Annotated in this window: 15 protein-coding genes; 10 read left to right on the forward strand and 5 right to left on the reverse strand. The window is 66.2% G+C overall.

Features of this window, described 5'->3' with window-relative positions; all coding sequences use genetic code 11:
- On the forward strand, positions 1 to 865 hold an 865-nt coding region (locus Q0A15_RS07950), incomplete at its 5' end, for a hypothetical protein (protein ID WP_291278990.1).
- A gap of 162 nt (positions 866 to 1027) precedes the next feature.
- Here Q0A15_RS07950 and Q0A15_RS07955 read toward each other — a convergent pair.
- On the reverse strand, positions 1028 to 1462 hold the full coding sequence (locus tag Q0A15_RS07955) for a GNAT family N-acetyltransferase (protein ID WP_291278991.1): 435 nt from the start codon (positions 1460 to 1462) through the stop codon (positions 1028 to 1030).
- Positions 1463 to 1718: 256 nt separating this feature from the next.
- On the opposite strand from Q0A15_RS07955, the gene Q0A15_RS07960 reads away from it, so the two are divergent.
- Positions 1719 to 2174, forward strand: coding sequence for a hypothetical protein (locus Q0A15_RS07960; RefSeq protein WP_291278992.1), 456 nt, complete (start codon positions 1719 to 1721; stop codon positions 2172 to 2174).
- Positions 2174 to 2926 carry a GNAT family protein gene (locus Q0A15_RS07965; RefSeq protein ID WP_291278993.1) on the forward strand — a complete coding sequence of 251 codons (753 nt, stop codon included), beginning with the start codon at positions 2174 to 2176 and terminating at the stop codon, positions 2924 to 2926. The genes Q0A15_RS07960 and Q0A15_RS07965 overlap by 1 nt, the downstream gene beginning before the upstream one ends.
- A 36-nt stretch (positions 2927 to 2962) precedes the next feature.
- Here the strand turns inward: Q0A15_RS07965 and Q0A15_RS07970 are convergent, their stop codons facing one another.
- The 3 genes from Q0A15_RS07970 to Q0A15_RS07980 form a co-directional block, all read right to left on the reverse strand.
- Positions 2963 to 3445: a hypothetical protein gene (locus Q0A15_RS07970; protein WP_291278994.1), complete on the reverse strand. Its 483-nt coding sequence runs from the start codon at positions 3443 to 3445 to the stop codon at positions 2963 to 2965.
- Between the two features lie 450 nt (positions 3446 to 3895).
- On the reverse strand, positions 3896 to 4690 hold the full coding sequence (locus Q0A15_RS07975; RefSeq protein WP_291278995.1) for an alpha/beta hydrolase: 795 nt from the start codon (positions 4688 to 4690) through the stop codon (positions 3896 to 3898).
- 275 nt (positions 4691 to 4965) lie between these two features.
- A complete protein-coding gene (locus tag Q0A15_RS07980) occupies positions 4966 to 6897 on the reverse strand; it encodes a PTS sugar transporter subunit IIA (RefSeq protein WP_291278996.1) in 1932 nt (643 codons plus the stop codon).
- A gap of 182 nt (positions 6898 to 7079) precedes the next feature.
- On the opposite strand from Q0A15_RS07980, the gene Q0A15_RS07985 reads away from it, so the two are divergent.
- The 6 genes from Q0A15_RS07985 to Q0A15_RS08010 all read left to right on the forward strand — a co-directional run bounded on the left by Q0A15_RS07985 (position 7080) and on the right by Q0A15_RS08010 (position 14718).
- The gene (locus tag Q0A15_RS07985; protein ID WP_291278997.1) at positions 7080 to 7388 is read left to right on the forward strand and encodes a hypothetical protein; all 309 of its coding nucleotides are present in this window, start codon (positions 7080 to 7082) and stop codon (positions 7386 to 7388) included.
- Between the two features lie 47 nt (positions 7389 to 7435).
- Entirely contained in the window at positions 7436 to 7711 is a 276-nt protein-coding gene (locus tag Q0A15_RS07990) for an HPr family phosphocarrier protein (protein ID WP_291278998.1), read from the forward strand.
- 5 nt (positions 7712 to 7716) lie between these two features.
- Positions 7717 to 9387, forward strand: coding sequence for a phosphoenolpyruvate--protein phosphotransferase (gene ptsP / locus Q0A15_RS07995; protein WP_291278999.1), 1671 nt, complete (start codon positions 7717 to 7719; stop codon positions 9385 to 9387).
- A 133-nt stretch (positions 9388 to 9520) separates the two neighbouring features.
- Positions 9521 to 11602 carry a PTS mannitol transporter subunit IICBA gene (locus Q0A15_RS08000; protein ID WP_291279000.1) on the forward strand — a complete coding sequence of 694 codons (2082 nt, stop codon included), beginning with the start codon at positions 9521 to 9523 and terminating at the stop codon, positions 11600 to 11602.
- 16 nt (positions 11603 to 11618) lie between these two features.
- Complete coding sequence (locus Q0A15_RS08005; RefSeq protein ID WP_291279001.1) at positions 11619 to 12797, forward strand: mannitol-1-phosphate 5-dehydrogenase; 1179 nt, start codon at positions 11619 to 11621, stop codon at positions 12795 to 12797.
- Positions 12798 to 12951: 154 nt separating this feature from the next.
- Entirely contained in the window at positions 12952 to 14718 is a 1767-nt protein-coding gene (locus Q0A15_RS08010) for a GNAT family N-acetyltransferase (RefSeq protein ID WP_291279002.1), read from the forward strand.
- A gap of 90 nt (positions 14719 to 14808) precedes the next feature.
- On the opposite strand, the gene Q0A15_RS08015 is transcribed toward Q0A15_RS08010, so the two are convergent.
- On the reverse strand, positions 14809 to 16080 hold the full coding sequence (locus Q0A15_RS08015; RefSeq protein ID WP_291279003.1) for an OmpA family protein: 1272 nt from the start codon (positions 16078 to 16080) through the stop codon (positions 14809 to 14811).
- Between the two features lie 524 nt (positions 16081 to 16604).
- Between Q0A15_RS08015 and Q0A15_RS08020 the strand changes: the two genes are divergently transcribed.
- Positions 16605 to 19049, forward strand: a complete 2445-nt coding sequence (locus Q0A15_RS08020) for a hypothetical protein (RefSeq protein ID WP_291279004.1) — start codon at positions 16605 to 16607, stop codon at positions 19047 to 19049.
- Positions 19050 to 19079 lie beyond the last annotated feature (30 nt).

Raw genomic sequence — 19079 nt, forward strand, 5'->3', positions numbered from 1 at the left:
GCCCAACGAGGGAGCGTTTGCAGAAACGGTGTCGGGCCCCGCTGCAGGAACAGGGGAGATCGTCACTCGGTTGGCATCGGGTGCCGAGTTCGTGTCCCCGGTTCGGGACTTCCTTCACGAGGACCCGACCACAGTGGCCCACTCCAACTTCTGGGCGGGGTTCCGGGCAGGACGCGGTGTCACCGATGCCGAGCTGACCCAGCGCGGGGCAAACCTGGATCTACGTACGAGCCGGTTGGCGGACAAGAAGGCTCGGCTGGACCGGGTTCGGTCCTCGGTCACGAGGAAGGTCAAGGAACTGGCCGTGGATCGCGAAAGGCTCCGCAGTGGCCTACTCAAGCTTTCCTGCAGCCAGGACTTCTACGACCAGGAAACGCAACGTCTGGCCAAGGCCCTGACGGCGTTGAAGGAGGCTCGGGCCGAGCTCGAGGACATGCAGGGCGACGTGGAGATCACTCGCGTGGGGCTGGAAGACGCAGAAGCCGGCATCCGTTGCACACGTGCCAGGCTTCGGCAGGACAAAAAGGTCTTGGTCAGCGACCGGATCGCACTGGACCAAGACCGAGCCGACCTGGACCAAGACCGGGCCGACCTGGACCGAGATCGGGCCATGCTGAATCAAGATCAGGCTGACTGGGCCGCTGCGAGGTGCAACCTCCAGCAGGGTGAGGCCGAACTAGGAGCCGAACCCGGATGCGAATCCGTTTCCGACGATGCCGGATGCGAATCTCTTTCCGACGGTGTCTGGGCGGCTTTGGCCCAGCACGTCATGAGCCAGCCCGTTCCGGTGGACCCGTTCCTTGCGGAAGGCCGGCGGTTCGTCGCATCAGATCCCTACCTCGAGAACCTAGCCGTCCCGGCGTGAAGCTGATCTTGGCGTCACCGGCAATCCCGCCTACGCGGGGCGAACGGTGGTTCAGGGGTCACTGTGGAGCAGGGGGCACAGAGTCAGCTCGAGTTCAGGGGTCACCGAGTCAGCCCGCCGGCTTACCGGGCTCCTGGGGCGGGAGCCACCTGGCGGGGATGTCTACGCCAATCGGGCGTAGGCGACCAAGGGCGTCGGCAACTCGCCGAGAACGGTGAAGCCCATGGCCGTGTAGAAGCCCCGCTGCTGCTCGGTCCCGTCGGTCACCAGGAACTTCTGCCGCACGCCATCGAACGGGGCCAAGACTCGTTGGAACAGTTCCCGGCCGAGGCCCTTCCCCTGGTACTCGGGCCTGATGAGGATGTCCTGCAGGTAGACCATCGTGAGGCCATCGCCCACGACCCTTGCCAACCCGATCAGCTCATCGCCATCCCAAGCGGACACCACGGCAAGGGAGGCTTTGACCGCACGCTGCAGCACATCCGGCTCGTTGGTGTAGGCGGTCCAACCAACAGAGTCGTACAGCCTCACCAGTTGTTCCGCGCTGAGCGACGCATCGGCGGTGTAGGCGTAAGAGGCGGCAATCGGATCAACCATGTCCTCATGGTACAAATGGGGGATGCCTGGATCTCGAAGTCGGCCCCAGAACGAGGCACCCGGCCCCCTGGGAACGGAGTCTCAGGCGACGGTGTTTCCGAGTGATGGACCCACGAAGGCGGTCCCCGAACGTGATGACTCACCCGAACGAGACGACCCGACCGTGGCGTCGATGGTAGATCTTCACCCGTTCGGTCTGCACTGGACTGGAGAAGGCGCAGAACAGTTGGGGGACCAATGCCTCCATGGTGGTGTGATGCTCAAAGTCAACGGGCAGACCCTGCTGCGAGCCGAGGACGACGTCACGCTCACTGCCGCAGCCCTGTTCCTGCTGCGCACCCTGCACCGCGACCATATCCGGGGCTCTCACCGATCCGGCGAGTCCGACGTGACCGGCACGGAACTGCTGTTTCCGCATTGTGGGTTCACCGTTCTGGCAGGGGACAAGACGTGCGGGATAATCGGCTGCGACAGCGGATACGACCTCGGAGTCAGGACAGAGAGCGATCGCGTCACGCTGAGTACGCGAAAGCGCAGTGTCGTGGTGGCCCGACGCCAGTGGGAGCTGGCGGTGCGCGATTTCGCAGCGCGGGTGCGGAGCTTCTATGGCTCAGAACCGCCGAGAGCTCGGATCGAGGACCCTGAAGAGGCCGCTGGATGGGAACAGTTCTGGAACGAGTTCGCAGTCTTGACGACTCGGGGCGGGGTGTGATGAGCCGCGATGCTCGCGCGGAAGTGGCACCCCAAACCCCTGAGCAGCGTCGGCCTGTTCTCCGCAAGTTGATGCGCACGGATGCCCCGGCCGTGCTGGCGGCATTCGAGTCGGACTCCGCGAACATGGCCAGACAAGGCGAGGTCACCGATCTCGCCTCGGCACACCACTACGTGGACATACTCCTGGACCGTGAAGATCAGTGGCCGTTTGCCGTGGTGCTGGAGAAGACTGTGGCGCTCGGACAGGGCTCGGAAGACGGTGCCGGCAGCAGCGAATCCGGCTCCAGCCACAGGTTCGTCCAATCCAACCTGCCAGACCGAGCCAACGCGCGGGGCACCGGCATTGGCACTGACTCTGGCACTGCGACTGGCGGCGACGGTGCTGGTGCGTTGGTAGGGCTCGTCGGGGTTTCCATAGACCGGAACAACCTCAACGGCTGGTTCTGGTATTGGATGTCTGCACACGGTAGGGGTCGGGGGTGGATGAGCGCAGCTGTCGCAACGGTAGCGGACTGGGCCCTTTCAGAGGGCGGTCTGTACCGGTTGGAACTAGGCCACCGAGTGAACAACCCGGCCTCTGGTGCAGTGGCGAGAGCGGCCGGCTTCGTCAAGGAAGGCACCGAACGCGGCAAATTCCTGATCGATGGCCAACGCATCGATGTGGACACGTATTCACGTTTGGCAACGGACCCACAGGGATCCGCGGCACGGCTGGAACTCCGGTCCGTATGGCGACCGATTGACGCGTAACCGATTGACGGAAAGCCGATCACCTCTGCAAGCCGATCACTTCTGCCCGGCGAACTCGGCCCACAGTACGGGTTCCTTGGTGGGCTTGCCCTTGTTGCGCGACACCTGAGCCGTCCACGTCTTACTGGAACGGTCGAAGGTCTCCGTGGGACCGTCCTGCACGTCGCTGACCAGCAGCTCCGATCCGTCGGTGCAGGGGAACCAGCTGAACCAGTCATTCCAGTGCTGAGCGTGATCGTGGGAGACGATGGAACAGGTGACACCGTTGTCGAGTCCAACGCGCAGCGGCGTGGTCGAGGAGCTCGCGGGATCGGAGTAACCGGCCACGGACGGATCCTTCAACCGAGCTGCTTGCTTGCCGTCCAAGTTCTGGATGCAGATGGCCGAACCGCCAGAGCCATCGACCTTGCATGCCAACAAACTCGCGGCGGTGGGGCCACACGAGAAGTACCCATCTTGATCGGAGAATTGCGACTCATAGGGGCCCATCCCGTCGCAGGCCGCCTCGCCTGAGTTCATCTCCCAGCTCTCGTCCGGCCACACGTGCCGGATCTCCGTGGCGCTCGCCGTCGAATGGCCTGAGGAAGGTGGATCTGAGGTTGGAACGGACGGTGAATCCGAGGGCGCATCGGAAGGTGAAGCGGAGCGGGTGCTGGACGGCAGGGGAGGATTCGGTTCCGTGGATTCTGCTTCCGCGGTCGTTTCGCTCGGAGAAGCGCTTTCGATCCCCTCACTCTCACTGGATGCCTGCGACGACGACGGTGCCGGGGCCGGATCGGACGAACATCCCACGCCGGCCGTGAGCACCACGAGCAGGCTGATGCCGCCCGCAGTGAGGGCGCGTCCTGGCGGGAATCCCCGTGAAGAAACGTGGGTGGTCGAGCGATGACACATGCTTAGATCATGAACCCGAGCCGCCGGTGATGCAACGAACCACGCGATCCGAACCGATGGAGCCTGCGCGCCGGCTCAGGCGGAGGTTGCCGCGTCCGCACGGATGACGTCCTCCATGAGCCGGGCGGGCCACGTGGCGACATCGGTTGGAGCGTGAGCAACGGCCAGGGTGGCCTGAGGCATCAACTCGACCAGGGCCTGGGCCGTGGACACCGGGTGCCCCGGGTCGTCGATCCAGGCGAGGATGGAGGTCGGCACGTCGATGCGCGCAACGGCGTCCTGTGGCGGGAAGTCGGCCAAGGCTGCCCCACGGAAGATGGTCGGAAGCAGGGCCGGCGAGACGTCCGGGCGGATGGCAGGGGTACCCACCGTGGCAGGCGGCTTGGGCTTCAGCGCACCCTCGGAGACGAAGGCCTGCAGGCCCTCGTTCTCGATGAGTGCGGCAGAGTGCAGGTATTCGGTGGCCTTGGCCGGTCTGGTGCTCCATGCCGTGGAGGGCAGCATCAGGGTGAAGGAGGAGAAGCGCTCGGGGTCCAGTACGGCCGCGTGCAGCATGGTTCCGGTCCCCATGGACGGACCCACGCCGTGGACCTTCTCACCAGGGAAGTATGAGTCCAGTAGCGCCAGGAGGTCCTCGGCCAGGTGCGCCCACTTGTAGTCCTCGGGGCGATTCGACCCGGTGGAGCGCCCGTGTCCGCGCGCGTCGTAGCGCAGCAAACGAGTCCCGTGCAGCCCACGCCCCAGGTCGAGGTCGAGCAATCGATCGTTGGCTCGCGACGAGGTCAGTCCGTGCAACTGGACCACGGGGTGCCCACCCTCGTCGCTGAACTCGGTGTCCAGCACGGCGCCGTGCACCTGGAAGCCGGCCATTGAGTTCCTCCCGCTCTCGAACGCGATGACGGATTCATGCGTTGGACATGAGAGTACCCAGCCCAATGTTTCGATCACGTTCACAGGGCCTTGCGATCAGGCGTCCGCGCACCCGGACAAGCGGCCCCACAAGGTCTCAGTCGAGCTCTCAGACAAGCGGCCCGACAACCTCTCGGGCACGCTCTCAGACAAGCGGCCGGGCGGGTATCCAGGCACTCGAGAGCACTCGAGAGCACTCGAGAACACGCGCTCGAGAACAGGCGCTCCAGAAACTTCTATTCCTCGATGAGTTGCGTGACCTCGTCGAGGAACTCTGGGAGGGAATGCACCCGCTGCACCAAGCCTTGGACGCGTTCGGGGGAGGAGAAGGCCCCGACGAATTGCTCGAACACGGTCTGGAAGGCCTCACGGTCTGCCTCGGAGAACGCGGCGAAGACCACCACGTGTACCCGCTGTGACCCCCAGGAGATCCCGGAGGGCGAGACCCCGATCGCCAGGGCGGTCCGGGACGCGGTCATGGACATGGAATGGGGAACGGCCAGTGTCTCGGTGAAGGCGGTGGAGCTCATGGCTTCCCGGGAGATCGCATCGGTGACGTGCTCTGCGTCGATCACCCCGTGGTCCACCAGTAGTCCACCCAGGCGCCTGATCGCGGCCTCGGAGCCGTCATCCGGGAGCGGCAACACGAAGGCTTCATCGGACACGTAGCGACGAAGTTCGGACCGTAGTCTGCGCAGCCGCCGCCCTCGTCTTAGTCGGGAGGCCGCAGCGTTGACCCGGTCCACGTCGGCTTCCGTGAGGAACGGCCTGATCCGCACGATCCGCTCGGACGGCGCGGGAGGATCGATGGTGGTGAGCACCAGGTCCGTCTGCAGTGCATCCCAGTCCGGGTCCAGCCGGGTCACGACGTTCGCGACATCCAGGTCGTCGCCGAGCGAACGCGTCACCGAGGACGTCAGCAGCTCATGCAGTTCGTAGTAGCCGGGGCACACGATGGTGGCGCTCAGCTGCGCCTCCCTGGTGCGGCCGCGCTCCAGCTCCCCACCGACGTGCATGGTGACGTAGGCGATCTCGTCGTCCCCGACGCCGAGATCCAGGTTCCGCGAATCCAACCGGCGTCCGATCGCCCCGACCAGCGCCACCGCGATCTCGAAGATCATGGGGTAGGTGGATTTCAGGGACTTGGTCAGCGGGTTGCGGGTGATGGCCCCTTCCTTGGAGCGTTGCACCAGGTTCTGCATGTGCAGGCTCAGCCGAGTCAGGAATCCTTCAGCGGTGAGGTCCACGGCGTACTCCCGGCCCACCTGCTCCGCCGCGGCACGCACGGCATGGTCCACGTCCGTTGGCACCTGGGCGGGGCGCCTGGCGGTGTCGGGGACCACCACGCGGGTGCGAATCACCGAGGCAAGGTAGGCGCGGTCTCCCGCGCCGAGCTCGGTATCGAGCGTGGTCAGGGCCAAATGCCCGACGACGTGTGCCAGCCGGTCGCGATCGTCGCCGTCGGCGCCGTCCGCCGGGTCCGCGAAGCTCTCCAGCGGCTTCCCCCGGCGGACGCGGCCCACCGTGACGGCCACCTGCAGCGAGAGGTCGGCGATCGCGAACTCGTTGACGAAGTAGCCCATGGAGATCAGGCGCTCGGCCAGGGCGTCGCGGAAGCCGGCCAGCGCGGTGGAGGAGATGGTGTCCTGCCCTGCGGCGTCGGCGAAGCGGCCGAGGTCGAACGTGGTCTCCGTCAGTTCGTCCTGCACAAGCGTGGTCAGCAGCCGGCGGCGGGCCAGCTCCGGACCGTGCAGGCTCAGGGCGGGGCCCGACCTGATGAGTTCCAGGTCGCCGACGGCGCGCACCAGGGCGCGAACCCTGGAGAGGTCGTTGTTCACGGTGGCGTCGGAGACATGCAGAGTCTGGGCCAGGTGGTAGACGTTCTGGTCAGAGTCGAGAAGTGAACGCACCATCTTGTGCATTCGGTCGCGCTGAGAGCTCGCGGAGGGTGCACCACGCAGCTGTGCAACGGCATCCGGAACCACCTTGTACCCACCGGGTCCTGAGGCGACCACGGTCGTCTCAGGAAGGGTGCCGTTGAGTGCCGTCACGTAGCTGCGCACCGTGCGGGTGGTGACCTGTAAACGGTCGGCAAGCCGGGTCGCCGTGTGCCACCCGGGTTCGTCCACGAGGAGGTCAAGCAGGGCCTCTTGGCGTCGTCCGGCCACACTCAACCCCCTCTCTCGACCTCTGTTCCTGTCCCAGCCTACCGGGGCGGAAAACACCACCTCCCACGCCGGTTTCCGCCCCCGCGGAAAAAAGATTGGTTGCCGTGGGTATGGGATCAGGACAAGGATGAGGATCAGGTGCGGTGTACCCGGCAACGAACACGACGTTAAGGAAGCGATCGATGAAGATCACGGTGATGTGTGGGGCAGGTGCCATGTCCACGTTCGTGGCGCACCGCCTCCGCAGGGCGTGCGATTCGGCAGGCCGCGACGACCTCGTGGGCGTGTCCACACTGAAGGCCGGTGTGTTGCCAGGAACCGATCTGTTGTTGCTCGGGAACCACGTCCCCAAGAATGCCGAGGCAGTGTTGGAAGCGCAGGAGGCAGGAATCGCCGTGGTGCGACTCCCAGCCAATATCGCCTCCGACATCGACGGGCACCGAACCCTGGAACTGGTCCACCAAGCAACAACTGGTCCACCAAGCAATTGAGAGCAAGACCAAAGCACACTCAACCGATGACGAAGGAGTCTGAACTCATGTCTACCGTTACGCGAACCGTCACCATTGCCGCTTCTCACGGACTGCACGCCCGCCCCGCGAAGCTCTTCGCCGAGGCAGCCAAGAACTCGGGACTGAAGGTCACCATCGCCAAGGGCGACGGTAAGCCCGCCAACGCCGCCTCCATCCTTGGCGTCATCGCGTTGGGTGCCAACACCGGCGACGAGGTGACTCTCACCGTGGATGGCGACGGCGCAGAGGCCGTGGCCGATCAGCTGGTCGGCCTGCTGGAGACCGACTCGGACGCGGAGTGAATGCCGTGAGTTCCACGACTGAACTGCACGGCGTCGGGATCGGCCAGGGCGTGGCCTCCGGGCCGGTGGCCTGGATGACTCCGGCACCGGCCGCTCCGGTGGACGGCCCGGCCTCCCGCCCGGCCGCGGAGGAACTCGACGCCGTCCACGCGGCTGTGTCCGCCGTGGCCGCAGACCTGACTGCCCGCTCGGAACAGGTGGACGGCCCCGCCAAGGACGTCCTCGAGGCCCAGGCCATGATGGCCGAGGATCCCACCCTGGACGAGTCCGTCACCGACCTCGTCAACGAGGGCAAGTCGGGGGAGTGGGCGGTTCACCGCGCCTTCGCCGACTTCGCCGAACAGCTCAAGGAGCTGGGCGGCTACCTGGGCGAACGCGCCGCGGACCTGGCCGACGTGGCCCAACGCGTCGTCGCGCACCTGCGGGGGGTCCCGGCCCCGGGCGTACCGGACCCCGGCCACCCCTTCGTCCTCGTTGCCCAGGACCTGGCCCCCGCGGACACCGCGCTGCTTGACCTCACCAAGGTCCTCGCGGTGGTCACCACCGAGGGCGGTCCCACGTCCCACACGGCCATCCTGGCAGCGGACAAGGGCATCGTGGCCGTGGTCGGCCTGGGCGACGGCTCCGCGCTCACAGACGGCGAGACCGTGGTGGTGGACGCCTCAGCCTCCACCGTGACCGTGAACCCGAGCGACGAGCAGGTCGCCGAGGCGGAGTCCCGGGCCGAGGCCCGTCGCGCCGCTGCGGACGCGCCGCTCACCCCAGGTGCGCTCGCCGACGGCACGGCCGTGCCGCTGCTGGCCAACCTGGGTAATCCGGATGGCGCGGAAGAGGCGGTGGCACTCGGCGCGGAGGGCGTTGGCCTTTTCCGCACGGAGTTCCTGTTCCTCTCCTCGGAAGAGGCACCCTCCGTGGAGTCCCAGACCGAGTCCTACACCAAGCTGCTCTCCGCATTCCCCGGCCAGAAGGTCGTGGTGCGGATGCTGGATGCCGGCGCGGACAAGCCGCTGGCCTTCCTCACCGACGAGGGCGAGGAGAACCCGGCCCTCGGCAGGCGTGGCATCCGCTCCCTGCGCAATCACGAGGAGATCCTGGACCAGCAACTGGCGGCCCTGGCCGCGGCGGACGCCGCGACCGAGGCCAAGCTGCAGGTCATGGCTCCCATGGTCGCAACCGTGGAGGAGACCGAGTACTTCGTGGCCAAGTGCCGCGAACACGGCATCAAGGTCGCCGGCGTCATGGTGGAGGTCCCATCCGTCGCGCTGCAGGCCGACCAGGTCTTCGCGAAGGCCGACTTCGGTTCCATCGGTACCAACGACCTCACGCAGTACACACTCGCCGCCGACCGGCTGCTTGGCTCCACCGCCACCTACCAGGACCCATGGCACCCAGCCGTTCTGAAGCTCATCGCGATGATCGGTGAGGCCGGCGCCAAGCACAACAAGCCCGTTGGCATCTGTGGCCAGGCGGCGGCCGATCCGCTGCTGGCCGTGGTGCTCGTCGGTCTCGGGGCCACCAGCCTGTCCATGTCACCCAAGGCGCTCGTGGACGTGCGCGCGGAGATCAAGAAGTTCACCTTGGACCAGGCAGTGCAGATCGCGGCCGCGGCCGTGGAGCAGGCCGAGGCCGCCGACGCCAAGGCGGCAGCGCGTGCCCTGGCAGACAGCTTTCTCTGAGCCGCCCTCTCCGAATCAGTTCTGAATCAGTCATCAGCAACCGAAGCAGCCCCACCTGCTGCTTCACCATCAACCCGCACCATCAACCCGCACCATCAACTTTGAGCAACTCGACCTTCCAAAGGACATCATCATGAGTGCCACCGCCACCGGTGCCGAAGGCACCAAGAACCGGAGCAGTCTCCGCGTCGGCGTGCAGAAATTCGGGACCTTCCTCTCCGGCATGGTCATGCCGAACATCCCAGCGCTGATCGCCTGGGGCATCTTCACGGCCTTCTTCATCGCGGACGGCTTCACGCCGGTCCCGTCTCTGGAATCCGTCCAGACGCCGATGATCCACTACCTGCTGCCCGTTCTGATCGCCATCCAGGGCGGCCGCATGATCCACGAGAACCGTGGTGCGGTGGTCGCAGGTATCGCGACCTTCGGCGTCATCGCCGGTTCCGACTGGTTGATCGCGCAGGAGAACATCGACCTGGCCGCTCAGGGTGAGAACCCCATCGGGCAGATCAACATGTTCATCGGTGCCATGATCATGGGGCCCTTGGCCGCTTGGGTCATGAAGAAGCTTGACCAGTCCTGGGCAGGCAAGATCAAGGCCGGCTTCGAGATGCTCGTGGACATGTTCTCCGCCGGCATCCTCGGCTTCGGCATGGCCATCGTGGGCTTCTTCGGCCTGGCGCCCATCGTCAACTGGCTGATGCACATCCTGGGCGACGGCGTTGAATGGCTCATCGATCGCGGCTTGCTCCCGCTGACCTCGATCCTCATCGAACCTGCCAAGGTCTTCTTCCTCAACAACGCCATCAACCACGGTGCGCTGACTCCGCTCGGTATCGAGGAATCCGCCGAACACGGCAAGTCCGTGCTCTTCCTGCTCGAGGCCAACCCCGGCGTCGGAGCGGGCCTGTTGCTGGCGTTCACCTTCTTCGGCGTCGGTGCCGCCCGCGCCTCCGCCCCCGGTGCGCTGCTGATCCAGTTCGTGGGCGGCATCCACGAGGTCTACTTCCCCTACGTCATGATGAAGCCCGCACTGCTGCTGGCCGTCATCGGTGGTGGCATGTCCGGTGTGGCCGTGAACGTCGCCTTCGGCACCGGGTTGAGAGCGCCGGCCTCTCCGGGATCCATCATCGCTGTACTGGGCCAGACGGCAGGAGGCTCTTATCTAGGCGTCATCCTAGCCGTGATCGTCTCCGCGGCCGTGACCTTCGTGATCGCCGCGGCCATCCTGCGTGCCTCTCGTAGGCGCGACCTCGAGGCAGAGGCGGCGGGCGGAAGCAGCTTTGCCGCTGCCGTGGCCGCCACCGAGGCCAACAAGGGTAAGTCCTCCTCCGTGCTCGGCTCCATGGCGGCGGGCGGCGCCGCCGCGACGGCCGTGGCCACCACGGCCATCCACAACGTGATCTTCGCCTGCGACGCAGGCATGGGATCCTCCGCGATGGGTGCCTCGGTACTGCGCAAGAAGTTCAAGCAGGCAGGCATCACCGACATCGACGTGACCAACAAGGCCATCGCGAATCTGCCCGGCAACACCGATCTGGTGATCACCCAGCAGCAGCTCACCGACCGCGCCAAGCAGAAGGAACCGGGCGCAGTCCACGTCTCGGTGGACAATTTCATGGGTGCACCCGAATACGACCAGGTGGTGCAGATGGTGCTGGATCAGCGCAACGGCGGGGGAACTGACGCAGTGCCCGACGACGCGGCGTCGGCTTCCGCCGACGCGGCACCTGCCACCGCGGAACCCGCTGCTGCGGCGGCGGCCGAGCCCAGCGCGTCGGGCATTCTGACTCCGGGTAACGTGCGCATCCACTCCGGGTCGGCCACGAGGGACGAGGCCATCGAGGAGGCCGCCTCCATCCTGGTCGCAGCGGGCGCCGTCACCGACGGTTACGCACAGGCCATGAAGGACCGTGAGGCCACCGTCTCCACCTTCATGGGCAACGGCCTGGCCATCCCGCACGGTACCGGCGAGGCCAAGGACACCGTCATCGGCTCCGCGATCTCGGTGGCCCGCTACGACGGCGGCATCGACTGGGGCGACGGCGACCAAGCGAAGTTCGTCATCGGCATCGCGGGCAAGGACGGGGAACACCTGACCATCCTGGCCAAGGTCGCAGAGCTCTTCTCGGACGAGGACAAGGTGGCCCAGCTCGAGGCGGCCTCCACGCCCGAGGAGATCTACCAGCTCGTCAACGACGTCAACGAGGACTGAAAGGAACTGAGCAACCATGAGTGATGTCTCCACGACGAGTGGTGTCTCCAAGAAGGCCGTGCACTTCGGTGCTGGCAACATCGGCCGCGGCTTCGTAGGGCTGCTGTTGCACAACGGTGGCTACGAGGTTCTCTTCTCCGACGTGGCCGCGCCGCTGGTGGACGCCCTGAAGGCGGCCTCCTCCTACACTGTGCACGAGGTCGGTGAGGGCGGCGTGGACCATGAGGTCACCGCCTTCCGGGCCGTGAACTCCGCAGAAGAGCCGGATCGGCTGGCGGACGAACTCGCCACTGCGGAGGTCGCCACCACAGCGGTGGGGCCCACGGTCCTGAAATTCATCGCGCCCAACCTGGTGGAAGGTCTGCGTCGTCGCTCGGTGGACGCTGCGCCGCTGAAGGTCATGGCGTGCGAGAACGCCATCGGGGCCACCGACACCCTGCGCGAGGCCATCGTGGCAGCGGCAGGGGAGGAATGGGCCTCGCTGGAGGGCAAGGCAGTCTTCGCGAACACGGCCGTGGACCGCATCGTGCCGGGGCAACCGGCCGACGGCGGGATCGACGTGACGGTTGAGCCCTTCTTCGAGTGGGCCATCGAGCAGGGACCCTTCGGCGGGGACCTGCCCACCATCCCCGGCGCCCACTTCGTGGATGAGCTCGGTCCATACATCGAGCGCAAACTGTTCACCGTCAACACGGGGCACGCTGCCACGGCGTACTTCGGTGCCCATGCGGGCATCGAGAAGATCTCGGACGCGCTGGCCTCGCCAGCGGTCGAGACGGCCGTGACCGCCGCCGTGGAGGAGACCAGCGCCCTGCTGGCTGCCAAGCACGGCTTCGACCCAGCGGACCTGGCCGAGTACCGTGCACGGATCCTGGATCGATTCCGCAACCCCGCACTGCCTGACACCGTGCAGCGGGTGGGACGGCAGCCGCTGCGCAAGCTCTCACGCCACGAGCGCTTCGTGGGCCCTGCCGCCGAAGCGGCCGAGCGAGGGCTGTCCTCGTCCGCGCTGGTCGCCGCCATGGGCGCCGCCCTGTACTTCGACGAGGCCGGCGACGAACAGGCCGTGGAACTCCAGGAGTTGCTCTCCTCCATGAACGCGGACGCCTTCACTGAGCACGTGACCGGGTTGGAGCCGGAGCATCCGCTCTACGTCAGCGTGCGTGACCTGGTGGCGGCGCACCAACGCGGCTGAGTCTTTGACGTAACACGTCGCGGCTGAGTCGTTGACGCAACACGTCGCGGCTTGACGCAGCGGAGTCCGGCAAATGCCGTCCAGGCACATCTTGTGATCTGGATGACATTTGCCGGACTCTTTTCTGGCATGAGCGCGTATTAGTTTGACGCGCATGCGCCTCACCAATGTGGCCCATCTGCGCCTGCCCTTCGGGCGCCTCATGGGCTATGACGTCACCGTGACCGACCTGCCCGGCACCGTACCGGTCTCCTTCGACCAACGTCGCCATGTGGGCGGCGGGGCCCGTCCAGGCTCCTGGATGGCGCTGTCCTTCACCGTGCCCGGACGGGCGCCGCTGGAGGAACTGGCGCAGGCCTGGCTGTCGGTGATCGCCAGGCACGGGACCCTCACCACCGTCTTCACGCCTGAGCCGGACGGCGCCCCTTCCGCTCATCCGGTCAGGATCGGCCCGGGGGAGTGGGTGGAGCATCAGATCGGGGAGGGGCAGGCCGTCAACGACGCCGTGCGGGACGTGCTGGACAGGGCCTGTTCCCCGTTCGAACGCCCCTCGCACAGACTCTGCGCGCTGGAGACCGAGGCCGAGACCACCGTGGTGATCGGTTCCGACCACTCCCACGTGGACATGTGGTCCATGCTGGTCATCGCCCGGGACCTGCTCACCGCCTTGCGTCGGATTCGCAAGGGTGAGGGTGGGCAGTTGGATCATGCACCGGACTTCGCCGATCACACCCGTGCCCTGGCCCGCAGGCCCACGGCGCCGGATGAGGTCAGGCGGCGGTGGGCGGAGATCCTGGAGGCCTCCGGCAACGTGATGCCGCGGTTCCCGCTCCCCCTGGGAGACACCGCCACTCATGCGGAACGAGTCGAGGTCAGAGACGTCCTGGACCGGGACGACGCCGCCGCGTTCGCCGTGGCCGCCAAGGCTGCAGGCGTCTCCACGCTGACCATGGCCGTGGCCGCCATGACGGCCGTGACACGCGAACTCGCGGACACGGGGCTGCGGGCGGTGTTCCCGGTGCATTCGCGCTACGAGGAGGCTTGGCACGATTCGGTGGGGTGGTTCATCACGAACTCCGTCGTCGAGAGCCTGGACCCCACACCCTCGGCCGCGTCCTCTGCAGTCAGGGAGGCCATCCGGCTCGGATCATGGCCGCTGGAGGACCTGCTGGCTCCCTGGGGTGGCATGCCGGAGGTCCCAGGGATGTTCGCGATCTCCTGGCTGGACCTTCGCAGGCTCCCCGTGCGCATCGACTCCCGAGCGTTGAACGCCGAATACGTGGGAGCCACCATCCGTACCGATGGCGTCATGCTGGGGTTCATCCTGGACGAATCCGGGCTGCACTTACGCTGCCGCTACCCGGACACCGAGGAGGCACGCCGGAACGTGGGCGCCTGGCTGGATCTGTTGCTCACCCGATTGCGCGGCATCGCGGCCGGATCCGTGTCGGGGATGCTCCCAGCCGGCGGCACTGCGTATCGGATCGAACGTGCCGAACGCGCTGACGTCGCCGCGATCGTCGATCTGCTCAACCAGGACGAGGTGGGACGCGACCGTGAGGCCGCCGACCTGGAGACCTACGAACGGGCCTACGACCTGGTCACCCGCGATCGGTCCAACTACCTGGCCGTGGTGCGTTCCCCCGGTGGGGAGATCGTGGCAACCATGCAACTCACCGTGATCCCCGGCCTGTCCCGGGGCGGTGCCACCCGCCTACAGATCGAGGCCCTGCGCGTTGCCGAGGAACATCGGGGGCGTGGGCTCGGCACCGCGATGCTTGGCTGGGCGCACGAGCACGGCCGGGCCCACGGAGCCGCCCTGTCCCAGGTGGACACCGACCAGATCCGGGTCCGGGCCCGCGCCTTCTACGAACGCAACGGGTACCAGGCCCACCATGTGGGGCTCAAACGCCAACTCTGAGCATGGCACATGCCCGGTAGCTCATGCCGGGTGGCTCATGCCCGGTGGGCTGCGGCGGCGGCTCATGCCCGGTGGGCCGCGCCCGGTGGCTCAGAACGCCGGGATGAAGATCTCGACGCGGCGGTTGAGCTGACGCCCGGCCGGGTCGTCTGACCCGTCCTCATTGGTGTTGGGCGCGATGGGCTTGGTCTTGCCGAAGCCCTCGGCCTCCAGGTCGGTGGTGACGCCGTCACCCTCCAACACGTCCACCACGGCACTCGCCCGGTTCTCGGAGAGCGTCTGGTTGAACTGAGCGGAGGAGATGGAATCGGTGTGTCCGTAGACGCCCGCCTTCGGTACGTCCGCGTCCTTGAGCACCCCAGCAACCTTGGAGAGCGTCTCCTCTGCCTCGGGCCGGATGTCGTACTTGCCGAAGTCGAAGAGCACGCCGTCCTCGAAGGTGATGGTGGTGCCGCAGGATTTGATGGGCTTCAGCGCGTCGATGGGAGGGAAGGAACCGATCGGCGCCACCTTGGGCAGTTCGCGGTCGGGGAACTCCTTGGTGCCGTCGGGACCCACCACGGTGGCGGTGCCATCGGAACCGATCGTGATGGTCAGGTCGTTGTCGGAGTATGTGCCGGTACCGTCGCCGTTGTTGGAGGTGGTCACGTCCTCGTCGGAGAAGGTGCCTGATCCGTCGCCGTTGTTCGAGACCGTCTCCTCACCGGAGGAGAACGTGCCTGATCCGTCACCGTTGACGCTCACGGTCAGGTCCTTGCTGGAATACGTCCCGGAACCGTCGCCGTTGTTGGTCATGGTGATGTCCGGCCCGGAGTAGGTGCCCGATCCGTCACCGTTGTTGGTGATGGTGGTGTCGCTGGAGGACACGGTGCCAGAGCCATCGCCGTTGTTGGTGATCGTCTTGCCGCCTACACTGGCGGTTCCGGAGCCATCGCCGTTGAGCACCATCCCACCGGAGACGAGACCCTCCCCGTCGCAGCGAGCAGGGGAGACCTTGACGCCGGGCACGGACTTGATGCTCTTGGTCGTGTTGATCGTGAACTTGTCCTGCGAACCGGCCAACAGGCCGAGGTCCGGCAGCTCGATCGCTGGGATCGGGGGGATCTCGCCCGGCTGGTAGCCGGGGACGGCGTAGGCCAGGTCGGCGTCGTCCGTCCCCTCACCGTCGTCTGCAATGCCCGCCGCAGGCGGTTCGGTCGCGTCCGCGACCTCGGCGGGCGGGGTGGACGCCTGTGGCGTCGAGGCCGCCGTGGGCTGCTTCTCGGCAGGTTGTGAATCGGAGCCTGAGCAGGCAGCCAGGGACAGGGAAAACGCGGTGATGCAGCCGAGCGCAATGGCGGCAGGGAAGTGGCGTGACGACATGATCCAGAGCTTATTGTCATTGTGTGATGAATGTCCATGACAAGGTCACGAATGGCGAATTCGCCGTCTGATTGACTAACGTCGTGTGAGGCCATGGCGACCTCTGCAGGGCGCCGTGAACCACCGTCTTCATTCCACGTTGTCATCCACCCAAGAAGAGAGGCTGGACGTACCCGATGAGCAATCAGGGCGACCCCGACCAGCAAGGCCGAGCCCCGGCATACGGACAAGGCGGGCACAGTGGCCCGCCCGTACCGCCGACCAACTCGACGCCACCTCAACCGCCGGCTGATGTGCCGCCGTCGCCCGACGTGCCTCCGGCCCCGCCAGGCACGGGACAGCCGCGGGGGGTCTACTACGGTCAGGCACCCTCGCCGCAGAACGCACCTCCGGCTCCGCAGAATGCTCCGTCCGCGCCTCAGTACGGACCCCCGGCTCCGCAGTATGCTCCGCCGGCGCCCCCCGCGGCGCCACGGAAGCCGCTGAACCTGAACATTCCTTCAGCGGCGTGGATCCGCGCCGCCGTGGTGGTGGCCCTGCTGCTGGGTGGATCGCTGCTGGCATCCGGCCTGATCGTGGCGTTCGGCCTTCCCCTGGCCGCGAGTGACGAGCCCAGCCTTGGCGGCAAGTGGTTCCCCTTCATGATCCAGCTCTTGGGGCTGGGATACGGCGCCTCTGCGCACATGAAACTCGACGCAGACGTGGCCGATTGGGTGGGCATCAGCGGCAGCGTCTCAGCCTTCGCTGTACCGCTCTTGGTGCCGTTGCTCGGACTCCTCGCCGTGAGGCTGTTCGGCCGACGCGTCAAGGGCGGCATCACGGCACCGTCTTGGGCGCCCCGTCTGGCTCTGGCTGTGGCAGGCGGTCTGGCCTTCGCCACCGTCGTCACGGTGGTCTCCGCGATCGCCCGCATGAAGATTCCATTGGACGAGGGGGAAATGGCGAACGCGTCCCTGAGCGTCCACACCGCCGGTTTCCTCGGCTACCTGTACCAGTTCCTCATAGCCGCCGCCGTGGTTTACGTGGTCTTCCTGCCAAGGCAGGGTGCCGGGTACTGGCAGCGCACGTTGCGGGACACCGCGGTGACGGTGGCAGAGCACCTGCTGTCGCTGACCGTGCTCCTGGGCATCGTGGTCACCATCGTGGTCGCGGTGTCCGAGGGCGAACCCAAACTTCTGCTCTATGCGCCGCTGTTGGTCCCATACCTGGGGACCGCAGCGACGGGGCTCGCCAACCTGGTGTCCGTTGGATATTCCACCAGTGCCAGCAGCAGTGACCTGGTCGAAGAGTTCTTGGGAAGTGCCGGCGGGCGCAACGAATCCTTGAGCGTCTTCTCCGGTGAATTCCCTGCCTGGGTGTGGCCCGTCGCTCTGCTGATCGCCTTGGTGTGGATCGTGGTCATGGCACTGCGTTGGCGGGTTCGTCGTGGACTCCCGGGTGACGTGAGCACCGACCCGCTGAGCTGGGTGTTGCTACCCTCCGCCTATCTGGTGGCCGGGCTGGCCCTGCTGGTCACGTCCTGGGCAAGCTTCTCGGTGAAGGGCGGCGTAGAGGGGTTCGGCCAGACCGTGTCGGGCAGCGCCCACGTCAGGATCCATCTGGCTTGGTGGGTCTTCTTCGTGATGGCCTTGGTCGGTTTGCTCGTGGAGGTGGCTTCCCGCTGGGTGGCCCCGGGCATGGCCCGGACCATGCCGACCAAGCTGTTCGGCTTCCTCACCCTGTGGGTTCACCGGCCTCCCACCACTCGACACGGCGTTCTTGCCGCTCCCGGGCAGGCTGGGGCCCAGCTGATCCCGACCGGGCACGAGCGCTCCGCCAGGGCCAAGCGCTGGTGGCTGCTGGGACTCATTCTCGCGTTGGGTGCTGCGCTCATCGTGGCCGGCGGCTCGATTGCCTATGCGTCCCTCTCCAAGACCGTCTACGGGCCCAACAAACAGGCCGAGAAGTACCTGGATGCCATCGTGGATGGCCGCGCCGAGGACGCTGTGAAGTCCTACTCTCCCGATGCCTCGAAGGATCAGGGCGTCCTGCTCACCGACGAGGTCTACGCGGAGGCAAAGAACCGTCCCACCTCCTACAAGATCACCGATACGCAGATCGACGACGACTACGCCTCCATCACGTACTCGCTCACCATGGACGGACAGAGCCAAGAGGGCCTGCAGATGATCCTGGAGCGCAGCGGTAAACAGGCCGTGGTGTTCTCCGACTGGAGGATCGTGAACGCACCGGAGCAGAGCGTGCGGATCGCCTCGGGTCCGGAGAAGACCCAGGTCAACGGCGTCGAGGTCGAGTTCAAGGGCCTCACGATGAGCGAGCTCGGGGCCTCGGACGAGGACTCCTACTACGACGAGTCCGACGAGGACGAGGGGGAGGGCCAGAGCTACCCGGTGCTCCCAGGCGACTACGAGTTCTCCGCACCCGAGGCCTCCAAGTACGTTTCCTACGGCCAGGATCAGAGTGTCACGGTGCTGCCGGGTGACGATGCCGACGCCGATGGCTTCTCCCCGACGTACACGCAGGCGGTGATCGAGGACGCCACCTCGCAGGTGCGCTCCAAGTTGGACGCCTGCGTTGGCTCCAAGTCCGAGTACCCCAAGGGCTGCGAATTGGCCGGATGGGTCTGGGACGAGAAGGGGGAGCAGCCCTTCAAGATGAAGTCCCGGAGCTGGTCTTCGGAGCCGGAGATCGAGGTGTCGAATGCTGACAACGGCTACGGAGTCTCGGATCCGTCTGAGCTCGGCGGCGAGATCGAGGTGGTGGTGCATGCCACCGTCGAGGTCGAGTACCGCTACAAGTGGGACAAGAAGGACGACGACTGGATGGACTCCTCACGCTCCTACAGCCTGAGCGACGATGACGATGACTCCTGGTCCAGCCGCCTCACCTTACCCGTCACGGTGGACGGCGACGACCTGAAGGTCGACATGTCCGTGCTGGGGAAGAAGCAGGACAACAACGGCTGGTGACACCCGAGATCGATGGGTAGTACAGAGAAC

This window comes from Galactobacter sp., assembly GCF_022712295.1.
Taxonomy (GTDB): Bacteria; Actinomycetota; Actinomycetes; order Actinomycetales; family Micrococcaceae; genus Galactobacter.

Coding starts and splice junctions, on each gene's coding strand:
- Q0A15_RS07960 (WP_291278992.1), top strand. CDS start 1,719: ATGCTCAAAGTCAACGGGCAGACCCTGCTGCGAGCCGAGGACGACGTC.
- Q0A15_RS08000 (WP_291279000.1), top strand. CDS start 9,521: ATGAGTGCCACCGCCACCGGTGCCGAAGGCACCAAGAACCGGAGCAGT.
- Q0A15_RS08005 (WP_291279001.1), top strand. CDS start 11,619: ATGAGTGATGTCTCCACGACGAGTGGTGTCTCCAAGAAGGCCGTGCAC.
- Q0A15_RS07975 (WP_291278995.1), bottom strand. CDS start 4,690: ATGGCCGGCTTCCAGGTGCACGGCGCCGTGCTGGACACCGAGTTCAGC.
- Q0A15_RS07990 (WP_291278998.1), top strand. CDS start 7,436: ATGTCTACCGTTACGCGAACCGTCACCATTGCCGCTTCTCACGGACTG.
- Q0A15_RS08010 (WP_291279002.1), top strand. CDS start 12,952: ATGCGCCTCACCAATGTGGCCCATCTGCGCCTGCCCTTCGGGCGCCTC.
- Q0A15_RS07970 (WP_291278994.1), bottom strand. CDS start 3,445: ATGAACTCAGGCGAGGCGGCCTGCGACGGGATGGGCCCCTATGAGTCG.
- Q0A15_RS07965 (WP_291278993.1), top strand. CDS start 2,174: ATGAGCCGCGATGCTCGCGCGGAAGTGGCACCCCAAACCCCTGAGCAG.
- Q0A15_RS07985 (WP_291278997.1), top strand. CDS start 7,080: ATGAAGATCACGGTGATGTGTGGGGCAGGTGCCATGTCCACGTTCGTG.
- Q0A15_RS08015 (WP_291279003.1), bottom strand. CDS start 16,080: ATGTCGTCACGCCACTTCCCTGCCGCCATTGCGCTCGGCTGCATCACC.
- Q0A15_RS07955 (WP_291278991.1), bottom strand. CDS start 1,462: ATGGTTGATCCGATTGCCGCCTCTTACGCCTACACCGCCGATGCGTCG.